This is a genomic window from Limimaricola sp. (genome assembly GCF_016125575.1).
Lineage (GTDB): Bacteria > Pseudomonadota > Alphaproteobacteria > Rhodobacterales > Rhodobacteraceae > WGLM01.
The window spans coordinates 80,362-95,141 of the sequence record NZ_WGLM01000006.1; the positions used below are offsets into that span (position 1 = coordinate 80,362).

Below are 14,780 nucleotides of genomic sequence, written 5' to 3' on the forward strand. Positions count from 1 at the left end.
CGGCGGAAAACCGCCCGCGCGCCCTGCCGATAGGATTTGTCCCGATGTTCAAAGGCTCGCTTCCCGCCCTGGTCACGCCGTTCCGCGACCACGAGGTAGACCTTGAAGCGCTCAAGGCGCTGGTCGAGTGGCATATCGAACAGGGCAGTCACGGCCTTGTCCCCGTGGGCACCACCGGCGAAAGCCCGACGCTGAGCCACGAGGAACATGACCTCGTTGTCGAAACCGTCGTGCGCACCGCCGCAGGCCGTGTGCCCGTCATCGCCGGGGCCGGGTCGAACAACACGACCGAGACGGTTCGGCTGGTCAAGGCCGCCAAGGCCGCGGGCGCCGATGCCGCGCTGGTGGTGACCCCCTACTACAATAAGCCCACGCAGCGCGGGCTGGTCGCGCATTTCACTGCCGCGGCCGAATGTGGCCTGCCGATCATCATCTACAACATTCCCGGCCGCTCGGTCGTGGACATGACACCCGCCACGATGGGCGAACTGGCCAAGCTGCCGATGATCGTGGGCGTGAAGGACGCGACCGGCGATCTCAGCCGCGTGCCCAAGCAACGCATCGCCTGCGGCACCGATTTCATCCAGCTCTCGGGCGAGGATGCCACCGCGCTGGGCTTCAATGCGCATGGCGGGGTGGGCTGCATTTCGGTCACCGCGAACGTCGCGCCTCGTCTCTGCGCCGAGTTCCAGAATGCCACGCTGGCCGACGACTACCGCGCCGCACTGGCGCTGCTCGACCGGCTGATGCCGCTGCACGAGGCGATCTTCATGGAGCCGGGCGTGGCCGGGGCCAAGTATGGCCTGTCGCTGCTGGGGCTTGCCTCGGACGAGGTGCGCTCGCCCCTGACCGGGCTGACCGAGCCGACCAAGGCCGCGGTGCGCGCCGCGATGGTCCATGCGGGCCTGCTGAACTGAGCGTGACGCCCGACCTGATCCTGACCAATGCCCGCGTCCTGACGATGGACCCGGCCCGTCCCCGCGCGACGGCGATCGCGCTGGCGGGCGAGCGGATCGTCGCCGTGGGCGGGGCCGAGGTGGCGGCACTGGCCGGCCCCGGCACGCGGCTGCACGATTGCGGCGGCGGGACAGTGCTGCCGGGGTTTGTCGAAAGTCACCTGCACCTTGGCCTTGGCGGGGCGCAGCTGGGGCATCTGCAGGTGGGGGGCCTGCCGGACGCCTCGGCGCTGGCGCAGGCGTTTCGCGCATTCGCCGCGGCGCATCCCGCCCGGCCCTTGCTGATGGCGCAGGGGGCCGATTACGGGTTGCTTGGCCCGGGACTGCCGCGCGCGGCGCTGGACGAGATCCTGCCCGACAGGCCCATCGCGATGACGGCGGCCGACCTGCACACCGTCTGGGCCAATACCGCGGCCCTTGCCGCCGCGGGCCTGCTGCACGGAGCCGCGACCCCGCCGGGGCACGAGGTGGTAATGGGGGAGGATGGCCTTGCCACCGGCGAATTGCGCGAGTTCGAGGCCTTCGCGCCGATCATCGCGCTCGGCGGCGAGTCGCGGCTGAACCTTGGCATCGCGACGGGCGAAGAGCCGGCCAGCGTCACCGACGAGGACCGCGCGCAGGACCGGCGCGCCTTCGCCGCGGGGCTGGCCCATGCCGCGCGGCATGGCATCACGTCGATGGTGATGATGGACGGCAACCGCTACACGCTGGACCTGCTGGCCGGGTTGCGCGCCGCGGGCGGGCTGACCGCGCGGGTCAAGGTGCCCTTCCATTTCAAGCCGCACATGGAGCTGGAGGCGCTGGAGCAGGCAAGCGCCATGGCCCGCGATTTCGCCGATGACTGGCTCTCGGCGGGCTTCGTCAAGCTGTTCATGGACGGCGTCGTTGACAGCCGCACGGCGGCGATGCTGCAGGATTATCCCGATGCGCCGGGCCATCGCGGCGCGCTGCTGTTCGCGCCCGCGCGTTTCGCCGCCATCGCCACCGAGGCCGACCGGCGGGGATTGCAGGTTGCCGTTCATGCCATTGGCGACAGGGCGGTGCGCGTCACGCTTGACGGCTACGCCGCCGCGCGCGCAGCCAATGGCCCGCGCGACGCCCGCCACCGGATCGAGCATATCGAGGTGATCGACCGGGCCGACATTCACCGGCTGGCGGACCTTGGTGTCACCGCCTCGCTGCAACCCGTGCATGCACCGGGCGCGATGGATTTCGGCCTTGACGGCACGCTGGAGGTGCTGGGGCCGGAGCGGCTGCCGCGCGCCTATCTCTGCCGGGATTTGTGCGAGGCCGGGGCGCCGGTCTGCTTCGCCTCGGACTGGCCGGTGGCCGACATCTCGGTCCTGCGGGGGATCAGGGCCGCGCTGACCCGGCCCGCCTATCCCGGCGGCTCCGACCAGCGGCTGGGCTTGATGGAAACGCTGCACGCCTATACCGCGGGCGGCGCGCGGGCGGCGCACATGGATCATCTCTCCGGCTCGCTGCGCGAGGGCATGGCCGCGGATGTCGTCGTCCTGTCGGGCGACATCGAGGCGACCCCGCCCGACGCGATCGACCGGCTGCATGTCACCATCACCATCGCCGGCGGGCGCATCACCCACGAGGCCGTTCGCCGGGCCTAAAGAGTCCAGCGTTCGCGAATGGCGCGCAAACGGCGGCGCAGTCCTTCGTCCTCGCTGCCCAGCACCCGGCGTAAGATAAGCCGCGGCAGGCGCATCACATGTGGATTTCGTGGCGAGACATTGCGCCGGTAGGCACGCGTGTTGAAATCGAGCGTCACGCCCATGGCCCCTGCCAGATTTCCGACCATGTCCTCGGGATCGTAGTGGAGCGTGACGAGGCTGTCGCAACCTGCGCGCCATGTCGCGACCAGCCCGTCGAAATCAGTCAGCCAGTTGTCACCCCGCAGGTAATAGGCCGAGGCTGGATCTGTGGCTGGCGTTACCCCCGACTTGACCATGTGATTGGTATATGACGCCAGCCAAGCCTCCTTTTCGCGCAGTGCCAGCACGGCGGAAAAGGTCGCAGGGCCGGGCGGGAACAGGGCCTTGAGCCGGGACAGTTCGTCGGGTGTGCGCAAGAGCGACAGCGCTTCTGTGCTGAACAGGAACCGCGTGCATGTCGAGGCGGCGACATGCGAAGCGATGGCGGCCCGGGTACTCTCGAACAGCGCCTGCTGATCGACCCCGTGCAACAGGTCGCCTGGACGCTGGTCAAGCACGCCGGACCGCATCGCGGCAAAGGCCAGATCGCCGTGTTTCGCCCGGCCTGACGAGATTCCGCGCGGGGTCTGGAACGGATCGATTCCCTGCGCAAGAAAGGCGGCGCGGTGGTTGTGCATGACCGCTTGGAACGACGTCGTTCCGGTCTTGTGCAGGCCGATATGCAGAATGTATTCCGGCGGTGTTGGCGACATGGTGTGGCAGGTCCAAACTTAGGCCGCGACTGTCGTCGATAGCGCCGGGCCGGTCAATCGCGGGCCCCTTTCAACCACGAAAGACACTGATATGGCCCTGTCCGAAAACTTGCGCGGCAGCCTGTGGATGACCGCAGCGATGGCGGGGTTCGCCGTCGAGGACATGAGCCTGAAGGCCGCGGCCGAATCGCTGCCGCTGGGCGAGGTACTGGCGCTTTTCGGCCTGCTGGGGCTGGCGGCTTTCGCCGTCATGACCCGCAGGCAGGGCAGCCCGGTCTGGACGCGCGGCTATCTTGGCCGGACGCTGTTGATCCGGTCGGGGTTCGAGGCGATGGGGCGGCTCTTTTATGCACTCGCCTTCGTGCTGACGCCGCTGACGGTCGCCTCGGCGATCCTGCAGGCGGCACCTCTGGTCGTGGTCGCAGGGGCCGCGCTGTTTCTGGGCGAGCGCGTAGGCTGGCGGCGCTGGAGCGCCGTCGCCGTCGGCTTTGCCGGTGTGCTGCTGATCCTGCGGCCGGGCGTGGCGGGCTGGGACGCGTTGTCGCTGCTCGCGGTGGCGGGGATGGTGGGCTTTGCCGGGCGCGATATTGCCACCCGCGCGGCCCCTCCAGCACTGACCAACATGCAGCTGGGCGTCGCGGGCTTCGCGATTCTCGCCCTTGTCGGTGCCGGTCTGGCGCTGGTGGAGGGGCATCCCGCCTTTCCAGGACCTGCCGCCGCCGCGCTGATCGCTGCCGCTGGCGCGGCCGGCGTCGCTGCCTATTTCGCGCTGACCGTGGCGATGCGGACGGGCGACGTGGGCGCGGTCACACCGTTTCGCTATACCCGGCTGATCTTCGCGATGATCCTCGGGATGGCCGTTTTCGGCGAGCGGCCAGACCTGCTCACCTGGGCGGGCAGCCTGCTGGTGGTGGGCAGCGGCACCTTCGCGCTTCTCCGCGCACGCCGCCCTGCCCCCTTGGACATCCGCGCCAGCGGGTCTATCTAACGGCGTCTCCCCGAAGGAGGTCCGCCCCATGACAACTGCTTCCGCAGCGCCTGCGCCCCGCGCCGCGCTGGATCCCAAGGTCCGCATCATCTTTGGCGCGCTGATGCTGGTGATCCTGCTGGCCGCGCTCGACCAGACTATCGTCTCCACCGCCCTGCCCACCATCGTGGGCGAACTGGGCGGGCTGGAACACCTGTCGTGGATCGTCACCGGCTACCTGCTGGCGACCACGGTGGTCACGCCGCTTTACGGCAAGCTGGGCGATCTCTTCGGGCGCAAGATCGTCCTTCAGGCGGCGATCGCGCTGTTTCTCGGCGGCTCGGCGCTTTGCGGAGTCAGCCAGAACATGGCCGAGCTGATCGCCTTCCGCGCCCTGCAGGGGCTGGGCGGCGGGGGCCTGATGGTGACGGCGATGGCGGTGATCGGCGACATCATCCCGCCGCGCGAACGCGGCCGGTTCCAGGGCCTTTTCGGCGCGGTCTACGGGCTGGCCACGGTGATCGGGCCGCTGATCGGGGGCTTTTTCGTCGAACATCTCAGCTGGCGCTGGATCTTCTACATCAACATTCCGCTGGGGCTGGTCTCGCTTGCGGTGATCGGGCTGGCCTTCACCGCGCCCGATACGCGGCGCACACCCAGCATCGACTACCTTGGCGCGGGGCTGCTGGCGGTGGCGCTGACCGGGCTGATCCTGTTCACCAGCCTTGGCGGCCATACCCTGCCGTGGGATTCGCCTGCCATCCTCGGGATGATCGCCGTGACGGTGCTGGCGACGCTGGCATTCGTGTTGGCCGAACGTTTCGCGGTCGAACCGGTGCTGCCGCTGGGCCTCTTTCGCAACGGCACCTTCGTGGTGGCCTGCCTTGTCGGCCTTGTCGTGGGCGTGGCGATGTTCGGTTCGGTCACCTACATGCCGGTTTTCCTGCAGGTCGTGAAAGGCGACAGCCCGTCGATTGCCGGTCTGATCCTGACGCCGATGATGGCGGGCGTGCTGACCACCTCGATCGGGTCGGGCCAGATCATCAGCCGGATCGGGCGCTACCGGGTCTTCCCGATTGCGGGCACCGCGGTGATGACGGCGGGCCTGTTGCTGCTGGCGACGCTGACGGTCGACAGCTCGACCCTCGCAATTTCGGCCTACATGCTGGTGCTGGGGCTGGGCTTGGGCATGGTGATGCAGGTGCTGATCCTTGCCGTGCAGAACGCGGTGGAATACCGCAACCTGGGCGTCGCTACCTCGGGCGCGACGCTCTTCCGGGCGATCGGCGGGTCGGTCGGCGTGTCGATCTTCGGCGCGGTCTTTGCCGCCAACCTGGCCGGCCTTTTGGCCCACGCCCTGCCCGCCGGAACGGTGGCGCTGAGCGATCCCGTCGCGATCCTGTCGCTGCCCGAGGCGCAGCGGGCGGTCTACCAGTCGGCCTATGCCCACGCGCTGCACCCGATCTTCTCGCTTGCCGCGCTGATCGCGGCGTTCGGGTTCGGCATGACGTGGTTCCTGCGCGAGGTGCCGCTGAAGGGCAGCCGCGGCCCCGAGACCATCGGCGAAAGTTTCGCGATGCCGCACGAGGCAACCTCGCTGGACGAACTGGAGCAGATCGTCACCCGGCTGGAGCGGCCCGAGCAGCAATGGGCAGTGTTCGAGCGCGCAGCCGAGCATTTCGGCCTGACGCTGGCACCCGACGAGATCTGGCTGCTGGTCGCGATCTGCCGCGAAGGCGCGCCCGCCAGCATCGCCGATCTGGCGCAGGGCGAACACGCCACGCGGCAGCGCATCGCGGCCATCGCCGCGCGGCTGGCGGACAAGGGGCTGCTGAGCATCGAGGACGACGACATCGCCCGGCCCACACCGCAAGGCCGCATCACCTTTGACGGAATGGCGACGCGCTATCGCGCGCGTCTTTCCGAACTGGTGGCGCGGTGGGAGCCCGACAAGCATGACGACGTGCGCGCGATGCTGACGCGGCTGTCGCGCAGCCTGATCGAGGGCCTGCCGCCCGCGCCGGTACAGCGCGCAAGTGCGGAATAGCTTAGCCTGCGCGTAGCCATCCGGGCGCGTATTCTACCCGGGTGCAGCCGGCAAAGACTGCCGCGCGGTCAAGCTCGGCCGCCAGACGATCGCGCCGTCCCTTGCCCATGCGCACACCCGCTTCGGGCCAGAAGGCGGTGACGGCCAGCACCTCGCCCTGCCGTTTCACGTCGATCCGGCCGATCATCGCGTCGCCCTCCATCACCGGAAAGACGTAGTAGCCATAGCGCCGCTGCGCCTCGGGCACGAAAATTTCGATCCGGTAATCGAAGCCAAAGAGCCGCGCCGCGCGCTTGCGGTCGCGCAGCACCGGGTCGAAAGGTGACAGGATCCGCACACGGGCGCCCGGCGCGGTCAAATCCAGCGCCTCGGCCAGTGTTCCGGGCCAGGCGAAGGCCCGCCGCAGGCTGCCATCGACGCATTCCACCGCAATCTCCTCGATCCGGCCGGCTGAGTGGGCCGCCGCGCACCACGCACGCGCCTCCTCCGGGCTGACCAGCGCCCAGAATGCCGCCAGCTCACCCGAGGTGGCAAAGCCCAGCCGGTCGAGCGCGGCAGTGCAGGCCCAGTCAATGGTTTCCTCCACGGGATGATGGCGGTTGAGATGTTCGGGCGGGATCACCCGCTCCGTCAGGTCGTAGATCTTGCGGAAACTTTCGCGCCGTAGCACCGCCACCTCGCCGGTTCGCCAGAGATACTCCAGCGCGGTCTTGGACGGGTGCCAGTCCCACCAACCGCCCGAGGCCCCGCGCGCTTCGCCATCGCCCACGTCGCCGCTGCCGCAAGCGCCGCGCGTCGCAATGCGGTCGCGCACGGCATCGACCTCGGCCAGGAAATCGCCGCCCTGCCAGTCGCGCCAGCGGTCGGCCAGCCGCGCGCGATCACGTTCGAAACGATGCCGCCAATGCGGAAAATGCGCGATGGGAATGACCGAGGCGTCATGCGTCCAGTGCTCGAACACCTGCCGGTCGCGGTGCAGCAGGTGGCCCAGCGCGGGCGGGCGATACCGCTGGCGCCGCGACCACAGGATCATGTCATGCGCGCGCGCCAGCGTGTTGACGCTGTCGACCTGAACGAAGCCCAGCGCGGCGATCACGCCCATCAGGTCCGCGCCCTTGCCGGGCCCCGTCGGCGCCTCGGCCAGCCCGTGCCGGCCCAGAAACAGCCGGCGAGCGGGCGTATTGGGCAGAACAGGCAGGCTCACGTCGTGCTTTCAAGGCTTTTGAGCTGGATCATCCGCACCTGCCGCAGCGCCTCGACCATCATCGCGGTCAGCAGGCCCATGCTGAGCAGGCCGTTGGTGGCCGCCATCCCGCCCAGAAGCCGCCATTGCTCGGGCAGCAGCACGTCGCCGAAGCCCAGCGTGGTATAGGCGGTCAACGCGAAATAGACCGACGCCTCGAGCGTGCTGAAGATGTCCAGCGCGCGGAGCGTCAGCGCCCAGATCCAGACGCCGAAGGTCACCTGCGCGAGGATCCAGAGCGCCGCGGCGCTGAGAATCAGCGTCAGCTTCGGCCGGTGCGGCCGGCGGGCGAGCCAGTGGCGCATCCGGACCAGCACCACCTCCATCCCCCAGTAACTGAGGCCGGTGATCAGGATGTTGATCAGCATCAGGAGAGAGCCGAGGGCGATCTGGATCAACATGAAAAACACCGCAACCGGAAGGGTCCGTCCATTCTAGCGGGCGGCCCGGCCTTGTCCATGCGCGCCCGCGACCACGTCGATCCAGATCGGCAGATGATCCGAGGCGCGGCGCGCGGCAAGGTCGTCGGCCACGCCCGCATCGCGCCAGTGCAACAGGTCGTTGAAGGCGAACCGGTCGAGCGACGCGACAGGGCGGCGCGCGTGGAACGTCTTGCCGGGGCTGAGGATCTCGTAGGCGCGGGCCAGACGGCCCAGGCCAACCTCGTCCGACCATTCGTTGAAATCGCCAGCGATCAGCGTCGGCATCGGGTCGCGCGCGGCAAGGCGGGTGATGATCTCGGTCAGCTGGCGGCGGCGGGAATGGCGCAGCAGGCCAAGGTGCAGCCCCACCACCCGCAGCGGCCCGCCGGGCAGCGCCAGTTCGGCCATGACTGCGCCGCGCGGCTCCAGCCCCGGCAGGTCCAGCCGGGCGATGTCGGTCACGTCGATGTCGGGGCGCAGCAGCATCGTGTTGCCGTGCCAGCCAAGACTGGGCGCGCCTTGCCCGAATTGCAGTGGCACAAGGCCCGTCTCCGCCTCGATCTCGGCGCGCGGCAGGGCGGCGGGCCGGTCGCCCAGCCGGTGATCGGCCTCTTGCAGCAGGGCGATGTCGGGCGACAGACCCGCGATCACCTGCAACACCCGGTCAGGGCGGTGGACAAAGCCGTGGCCGCGCCCCTTGCGGATGTTGTAGCTCATGATTCGGGTCGGTGCGGTCATAGCACCGGCGCCCAAAGCCGAAATGCACCCTCCGAAAGGCGTCGGCCCAGCCCGGCAGAGGGGGCCGCCTCGCGGCTGCGGCGCGCGGCCACCTCGAACCAGCGGGCCAGAACGGCAACACCGCCAGCATCATGGACGAACAGGCAGGTCTCGAAGTTCAGCAACATGCTGCGCACGTCGAAATTGGCCGAACCGACCCAGGCCATGTCGTCGATCACGCCCATCTTGGCATGCATCATCCCGCCCTCGAACAACAGCACCCGCGCGCCCGCCTCTGCCAGATTGCGCAAATAGGCCCCGCGGGCGAAATCCGCGATCCGCTGGTTGGACGTTTCGGGGACAAGGATGCGCACATCGACGCCGCGCCGCGCCGCGGTGTCCAGCGCATTGGCAAGCAGTTCAGTGGGCAGAAAATACGGCGTAGCGATCCAGATCCGCCGACGCGCGGCATGCAGCGCCTGCACCAGTCCGTCGTGCAACACGTCGTTGGTCATGTCAGGACCGGCCGGTACAAGCTGGGCGATACAGGTTCCCCCCGGCGCCAGCCCGACGGGCGGGGGCGGCGCGGGCGTACCCCAGTCGGCGGCGAAAACCGCCGCGAAATCAGCCGCAACCGGCCCGTCCAGGCGAAACGACAGGTCCGTCCAGCGGTCCGGATCGGGGGCCGGTCCCATGTATTCGCGGCCCACGTTCATGCCGCCCGCGAAAACCCGCGCGCCATCGGCGATGACCAACTTGCGGTGGTTGCGCTGGTTCAGCCGGTTGACGGCGAGGCTGTGCCAGAACGGCCGGGTGAAGCGCACCTCGCCCCCTGCAGCGCGCAGCCGGGCCAGCGCCCCACGCGGCGCACGCAGGCTGCCGAAACGGTCCATCATCAGGCGCACCTTCACGCCCTCGCCCGCGCGACGGGCCAGCATGTCGACCATGCCGCGCCCGATCTCGTCATCCGCGACGATGTAGAACATGACGTCGAGACTTTCGCGCGCCTCGTCGATCAGCGCACTCAATTCGGCGTGGCATTCTTCACCCGTCGGCAAAAGGCGGAACCTGTGGCCCGCCGCCGCACCCGGCGCACCCAACGCGGCAAAGACCGCCGCCTCGTCATCCTGCACGGGCGGCGCGCCGGACCGGCCGAAGCGGATCGTGTCGGCGTGCCCCTCGCCCCGGCGGACACCGAAGATAAGAAACAGCGGCAGCGTGACGTAGGGCACAAGGATGATCGCCAGCAGCCAGGCCAGTGTCGATTGCGGCGTGCGGCGCTGTTGCAGGATGATGATGGTGGCCGCAAGAGCCAGCACCGTCCAGATGGCAAGCGCGACATGGGTTTCGAACCAGAACATGGGGCCGTTCTACAGGGTTGGCGAGGGCACCTGCCAGAGATGTTCATCCCGCCGCCGCTTGTGAAGGGGCGCGCCTTGGCCTATCTCGGCCCGATCATGGCCAGCAAGTCCGACAACAAGAACTACAAGGTAATCGCCGAGAACCGGCGCGCGCGCTACGACTATGCCATCGAGAGCGATCTTGAGGTCGGCATCATCCTGACCGGGTCAGAGGTGAAATCGCTGCGCACGGGCCAGTCGAACATCGCCGAAAGCTATGCCAGCGTCGAGAATGGCGAATTGTGGCTGACCAACGCCTACATCGCCCCCTACGAGCCCGCGCGGACTTGGGGCCACGAGGAACGGCGCCGGCGCAAGCTGCTGTGCAAGGCCAAGGAACTGTCGCGGCTGTGGAACGCCACCCAGCGCGAAGGCATGACGCTGGTGCCGCTGGTGATGTATTTCAACGACCGCGGCATCGTGAAGCTGAAGATCGCGGTCGCCAAGGGCAAGAAGACCTACGACAAGCGGGCCAGCGACGCCAAGCGCGACTGGGCCCGACAGAAGGCCCGACTGCTGCGCCATAACGAGTGACGGCGCGCGGGCCGCTTGCCTTGTCACCCGCGCCGCGGACGGCTAGATCAGGGTCCATGTCCTTTGCCCGAGGCCGCTCATGACCCTGCAAGACGACCCCCGAACGCTGGTCAGCACCGCTTGGCTGGCTGATCACCTCAAGGACCCGGACCTGCGGATTCTTGACGGGTCGTGGCACATGCCCGGAGCGGGGCGCGACGCCGCGGCGGAATATGCCGCCAGTCATATCCCTGGCGCACGCTTCTTCGACATCGACGAGATTGCCGACCTGCGCTCGGACCTGCCACACATGGCGCCGCCCCCCGAGAAGTTCATCAGCCGGATGCGCGCGATGGGCGTCGGCGACGGGCACCAGGTGGTGGTCTACGATTCGACCGGCCTCTTTTCGGCCGCGCGCGTCTGGTGGACCTTCCGCCTGATGGGCAAGACCGATGTCGCCGTTCTGGATGGTGGGTTGCCGAAATGGGTGGCAGAGGGGCGGTCGCTGTCGGACATGCCGCCAATCCCGCGTGACCGGCACATGACGGCAACGCGGCAGAACGCGCTGATCAAGGATGTCACGCAGGTGGCCCGCGCCGCAAAGCTGGGCGATCATGTCATCGTCGATGCCCGTGCGCCTGCACGATTTCGCGGCGAGGCGGCCGAGCCGCGCGCCGGCCTGCGGTCGGGGCATATTCCCGGCTCGCGCAACGTGTTCTTCCGCGATCTGCTGAACCCGGACGGCATGATGAAGGCACCCGAAGATTTGCGCGCGGTGTTCGAAGCGGCCGGCGTTGACCTGTCGCGTCCGGTCATCACCACCTGCGGGTCGGGCACAACGGCCGCCATTCTCAACCTTGCCCTGCAACGCATGGGCAAGTCCGATCATTCGCTTTACGACGGCAGCTGGTCCGAATGGGGCCAATATGCCGACCTGCCCATTGCCACCGGAGACGCATGATGTTCGACGCCCTGAAAGACCAGGCCCCCGACAAGATCCTGATGCTGATGCAGACGTTCCGCGAGGATCCGCGCAAGGACAAGATCGACCTTGGGGTGGGTGTCTACAAGGACGCGACCGGGCTGACCCCGGTGATGCGCGCCGTCAAGGCTGCCGAGAAACGTCTGTGGGAAACGCAGGACACCAAGACCTATACCGGTCTGGCCGGCGACCCGGCCTTTGGCGCGGCGATGCGCGATCTGGTGCTGGGAGATACTGTCGCGGCCGAGCGCGTGGCGGCGATCGCCACGCCGGGCGGCACCGGCGCGGTGCGACAGGCGCTGGAGCTGATCCGCATGGCGGCCCCGCAGGCCACCGTCTGGGTCTCGAACCCGACATGGCCCAATCACAACTCGATCATCAAGTACTTGAACATCCCCACGGCCAGTTACCGTTACTTCGACGACGCCACGCGCGGGGTCGATTTCGCCGGCATGATGGCAGATCTCGGCAAGGTGGCGGCTGGCGACGTGGTGCTGCTGCATGGCTGCTGCCACAATCCGACGGGTGCGAACCTTGAGGCTGCCCAGTGGGACGAGGTGATCGCGCTTCTCAAGGCGCGCGGCGCGGTGCCGCTGGTGGATCTCGCCTACCAGGGCTTCGGCGACGGGCTGAGTGCCGATGCCGCGGCCACGCGCAAGGTCGCCGGCGGGCTGGACGAATGCCTGATCGCCGCCTCCTGTTCGAAGAATTTCGGCATCTACCGCGAACGCACCGGCATCCTGATGGCGGTGGCGCGCGACGGGACCGAGGCCAAGCGCACGCAGGCCAACCTCAACTTCCTCAACCGGCAGAACTTCTCGTTCCCGCCTGATCATGGCGCGCGGGTGGTGACGACAATCCTGACCGACCCGGCTTTGCGTGCCGACTGGGAGGCGGAACTGGAAGAGGTGCGCAATTCGATGCTGGGCCTGCGCAAGCAACTGGCGGACGAGTTGCGCAAGCTGACCAATTCCGACCGGTTCGATTTCATCGCTCATCATCGCGGCATGTTCAGCCGGATCGGCGCGACACCCGAACAGGTCGAGGCAATGCGCGCGGATGCTGGCATTTACATGGTGGGCGACAGCCGGATGAACATTGCCGGGCTGAATGCCACGACGGTGCCGATCCTGGCCCGCGCAATCGTGGCTGCCGGGGTCTGAGACCCCGGCGCTTTCTCAGAAGCTACCGTAGCTGTTGACGCCGAAGTAGCCCTGCACATCGCCCTGGAAACTGGCCGTGCCGCCAAATTCGAAGTAGTTGCCGGTCGCGCCCAGAACGCCGAAGACGCCAGTGCCAAGGCTGTAGCCCACGCCCAGCTCGCCCAGCACTTCGCCTTTACCAGAGACAGCACTCAGCCGGAACTCCGGCTGGTTGCCGCGCCCGAGCAGATCGAAATGCACGGCGCCCTTAGCCCCGGTTACGCGCCCGGACGATGCCATCGAACTGCTGGCCAGCCCGACAACCCCTTGCAGCGTGGTATTGCCGCCAATCGTCCAGTCCAGCCCTGCGAAGAGCGTCGGCCCAGCCTGCGCCATGCCACCACAAGCAACCATCAGGCCCGCAAGGGCCATCGTTTTCAGATACCGCATCATTTGCCTCATGACTGATGGCGGCACTTGCGGCCGCCTTGACCCGGTTTATCGCATCCCGGCAGCGCCCGGTCAACGCAACGCGAATCACGCATCGACCTGAACAAGAAAAACCCCGGGCCGCGCAGCGGTCCCGGGGCGAAGGTGAAAGGGGCGGGTGGGAAGAGGACCCGCCCCCGTCGAACATCTCTTAGGCGTGGTAGGCGCTTTCACCATGCGAGGTCAGGTCAAGGCCCTGACGCTCGTCATCGGTCGAGACGCGCAGCCCGGTGATCGCCTTGGTGATGTAGATCAGGATCAGCGAACCGACGCCCGACCACACCAGGGTGACCAGCACGGCCTGGATTTGCACCATGACCTGGGCGCCCATCGTGCCGGCCTCGACAACGTAGCCGGTGCCGCCCAGCGACGGGGCGCAGAGCACACCCGTCAGGACCGCGCCGACGATGCCGCCGATACCATGAACACCGAAGACGTCGAGGCTGTCGTCATAGCCAAACTTCGACTTCACGGTCGTGACGAAGAAGTAGCAGACCGGCGAGACGACGAGGCCGAGGAAGATCGCGCCAACCGGGCCGGTGGTACCACAGGCCGGGGTGATCGCAACGAGGCCCGCAACGATGCCAGAGGCGGCACCAAGACCGGACGCCTTGCCACGGGTGATCGCCTCGACGATCGACCAGCTCAGGGCGGCGGCAGCGGTCGCCACGAAGGTGTTCAGCATCGCAAGCGTCGCACCCGAGGTCGCCTCGAGGTTGGAACCCGCGTTGAAGCCGAACCAGCCGACCCACAGCATCGCGGCACCGACCATGGTCAGCGTCATCGAATGCGGCGCCATGTTGTCCTTGCCGAAGCCCACACGCGGCCCGATCACCAGCGCAAACATCAGAGCGGCGATACCGGCATTGATGTGCACCACGGTGCCACCGGCAAAGTCGATCGCGCCCCAGTTCAGGACCAGACCACCCGCGCCCCACACCATGTGGGCAATCGGGAAGTAGATGAAGGTGACCCACAGCGCCACGAAGAGCAGCACCGCCGAGAGCTTGATCCGCTCGACGAAGGCCCCGACGATCAGCGCAGGCGTGATCGCGGCAAAGGTCATCTGGAAGGCGATGAACACGTATTCCGGCAACTTGTAGTCTGCCGAGAAGGTGTCAGCGAGTGAATCAGGCGTGACACCGGCAAGGAACACCTTGCTCAGGCCGCCCCAGAAGGTGCCCTCGCCGCCGAAGGCCATCGAGTAGCCCCAGAGGATCCAGATCACCATCACCATCGCGGCGATAAGCGTGCACTGCATCAGTACGCTCAGCATGTTCTTGGTGCGAACCAGCCCGCCGTAGAACAGCGCGAGGCCCGGAACGATCATGAACAGCACCAGCAGCGAGGACGTCATCATCCACGCCACGTCGCCCTTGTCGACCATCGGCGCCGCGGCCGGCGCATCTTGCGCCAAGGCAGCGGTGGCAAGCACTGCCAGTCCCGCCGCGAGGCCCGAAATTCTTGTCAGGTTTTTCATCATGTT

General features: G+C 67.6%; 14 protein-coding genes. 7 read left to right on the forward strand and 7 right to left on the reverse strand.

The window, feature by feature from the left end:
* Positions 1–44: 44 nt before the first annotated feature.
* On the forward strand, positions 45–917 hold the full coding sequence (dapA, locus tag GC146_RS16030; protein ID WP_291840975.1) for a 4-hydroxy-tetrahydrodipicolinate synthase: 873 nt from the start codon (positions 45–47) through the stop codon (positions 915–917).
* Positions 918–961: 44 nt separating this feature from the next.
* Complete coding sequence (locus tag GC146_RS16035; RefSeq protein ID WP_363241796.1) at positions 962–2,578, forward strand: amidohydrolase; 1,617 nt, start codon at positions 962–964, stop codon at positions 2,576–2,578.
* Here GC146_RS16035 and GC146_RS16040 read toward each other — a convergent pair.
* Positions 2,575–3,372: a hypothetical protein gene (locus GC146_RS16040; protein WP_291840979.1), complete on the reverse strand. Its 798-nt coding sequence runs from the start codon at positions 3,370–3,372 to the stop codon at positions 2,575–2,577. The two genes, GC146_RS16035 and GC146_RS16040, sit on opposite strands and share 4 nt — an antisense overlap.
* A 91-nt stretch (positions 3,373–3,463) precedes the next feature.
* Between GC146_RS16040 and GC146_RS16045 the strand changes: the two genes are divergently transcribed.
* Positions 3,464–4,360: a DMT family transporter gene (locus GC146_RS16045; protein ID WP_291840981.1), complete on the forward strand. Its 897-nt coding sequence runs from the start codon at positions 3,464–3,466 to the stop codon at positions 4,358–4,360.
* A 28-nt stretch (positions 4,361–4,388) separates the two neighbouring features.
* Positions 4,389–6,386, forward strand: coding sequence for an MDR family MFS transporter (locus tag GC146_RS16050; protein WP_291840982.1), 1,998 nt, complete (start codon positions 4,389–4,391; stop codon positions 6,384–6,386).
* Between the two features lies 1 nt (position 6,387).
* Here the strand turns inward: GC146_RS16050 and GC146_RS16055 are convergent, their stop codons facing one another.
* The 4 genes from GC146_RS16055 to GC146_RS16070 are packed head-to-tail and all read right to left on the reverse strand — an operon-like array spanning position 6,388 to position 10,129.
* On the reverse strand, positions 6,388–7,590 hold the full coding sequence (locus GC146_RS16055) for a crosslink repair DNA glycosylase YcaQ family protein (RefSeq protein WP_291840984.1): 1,203 nt from the start codon (positions 7,588–7,590) through the stop codon (positions 6,388–6,390).
* On the reverse strand, positions 7,587–8,030 hold the full coding sequence (locus GC146_RS16060; RefSeq protein WP_291840986.1) for an ion channel: 444 nt from the start codon (positions 8,028–8,030) through the stop codon (positions 7,587–7,589). Before GC146_RS16060 ends, GC146_RS16055 begins: the two co-directional genes overlap by 4 nt.
* Positions 8,031–8,063: 33 nt before the next feature.
* The gene (locus GC146_RS16065; RefSeq protein ID WP_291840988.1) at positions 8,064–8,789 is read right to left on the reverse strand and encodes an endonuclease/exonuclease/phosphatase family protein; all 726 of its coding nucleotides are present in this window, start codon (positions 8,787–8,789) and stop codon (positions 8,064–8,066) included.
* Positions 8,786–10,129, reverse strand: a complete 1,344-nt coding sequence (locus tag GC146_RS16070) for a phospholipase D-like domain-containing protein (RefSeq protein WP_291840990.1) — start codon at positions 10,127–10,129, stop codon at positions 8,786–8,788. Before GC146_RS16070 ends, GC146_RS16065 begins: the two co-directional genes overlap by 4 nt.
* Positions 10,130–10,225: 96 nt before the next feature.
* Here GC146_RS16070 and smpB point away from each other — a divergent pair, with 96 nt between their 5' ends.
* From smpB to GC146_RS16085, 3 genes are all read left to right on the forward strand, one after another.
* Positions 10,226–10,702: an SsrA-binding protein SmpB gene (gene smpB / locus GC146_RS16075; RefSeq protein ID WP_291841298.1), complete on the forward strand. Its 477-nt coding sequence runs from the start codon at positions 10,226–10,228 to the stop codon at positions 10,700–10,702.
* A 79-nt stretch (positions 10,703–10,781) separates the two neighbouring features.
* The gene (sseA, locus tag GC146_RS16080; protein WP_291840992.1) at positions 10,782–11,642 is read left to right on the forward strand and encodes a 3-mercaptopyruvate sulfurtransferase; all 861 of its coding nucleotides are present in this window, start codon (positions 10,782–10,784) and stop codon (positions 11,640–11,642) included.
* Positions 11,642–12,826: an amino acid aminotransferase gene (locus tag GC146_RS16085; RefSeq protein ID WP_291841299.1), complete on the forward strand. Its 1,185-nt coding sequence runs from the start codon at positions 11,642–11,644 to the stop codon at positions 12,824–12,826. The genes sseA and GC146_RS16085 overlap by 1 nt, the downstream gene beginning before the upstream one ends.
* Positions 12,827–12,841: 15 nt before the next feature.
* Here the strand turns inward: GC146_RS16085 and GC146_RS16090 are convergent, their stop codons facing one another.
* Positions 12,842–13,255: a hypothetical protein gene (locus GC146_RS16090; RefSeq protein WP_291840994.1), complete on the reverse strand. Its 414-nt coding sequence runs from the start codon at positions 13,253–13,255 to the stop codon at positions 12,842–12,844.
* 190 nt (positions 13,256–13,445) lie between these two features.
* A complete protein-coding gene (locus GC146_RS16095) occupies positions 13,446–14,774 on the reverse strand; it encodes an ammonium transporter (RefSeq protein ID WP_291840996.1) in 1,329 nt (442 codons plus the stop codon).
* Between the last annotated feature and the right edge of the window lie 6 nt (positions 14,775–14,780).

Coding starts and splice junctions, on each gene's coding strand:
- dapA (WP_291840975.1), top strand. CDS start 45: ATGTTCAAAGGCTCGCTTCCCGCCCTGGTCACGCCGTTCCGCGACCAC.
- GC146_RS16035 (WP_363241796.1), top strand. CDS start 962: ATGGACCCGGCCCGTCCCCGCGCGACGGCGATCGCGCTGGCGGGCGAG.
- GC146_RS16040 (WP_291840979.1), bottom strand. CDS start 3,372: ATGTCGCCAACACCGCCGGAATACATTCTGCATATCGGCCTGCACAAG.
- GC146_RS16045 (WP_291840981.1), top strand. CDS start 3,464: ATGGCCCTGTCCGAAAACTTGCGCGGCAGCCTGTGGATGACCGCAGCG.
- GC146_RS16050 (WP_291840982.1), top strand. CDS start 4,389: ATGACAACTGCTTCCGCAGCGCCTGCGCCCCGCGCCGCGCTGGATCCC.
- GC146_RS16060 (WP_291840986.1), bottom strand. CDS start 8,030: ATGTTGATCCAGATCGCCCTCGGCTCTCTCCTGATGCTGATCAACATC.
- GC146_RS16065 (WP_291840988.1), bottom strand. CDS start 8,789: ATGACCGCACCGACCCGAATCATGAGCTACAACATCCGCAAGGGGCGC.
- GC146_RS16070 (WP_291840990.1), bottom strand. CDS start 10,129: ATGTTCTGGTTCGAAACCCATGTCGCGCTTGCCATCTGGACGGTGCTG.
- smpB (WP_291841298.1), top strand. CDS start 10,226: ATGGCCAGCAAGTCCGACAACAAGAACTACAAGGTAATCGCCGAGAAC.
- sseA (WP_291840992.1), top strand. CDS start 10,782: ATGACCCTGCAAGACGACCCCCGAACGCTGGTCAGCACCGCTTGGCTG.
- GC146_RS16085 (WP_291841299.1), top strand. CDS start 11,642: ATGTTCGACGCCCTGAAAGACCAGGCCCCCGACAAGATCCTGATGCTG.
- GC146_RS16090 (WP_291840994.1), bottom strand. CDS start 13,255: ATGCGGTATCTGAAAACGATGGCCCTTGCGGGCCTGATGGTTGCTTGT.
- GC146_RS16095 (WP_291840996.1), bottom strand. CDS start 14,774: ATGAAAAACCTGACAAGAATTTCGGGCCTCGCGGCGGGACTGGCAGTG.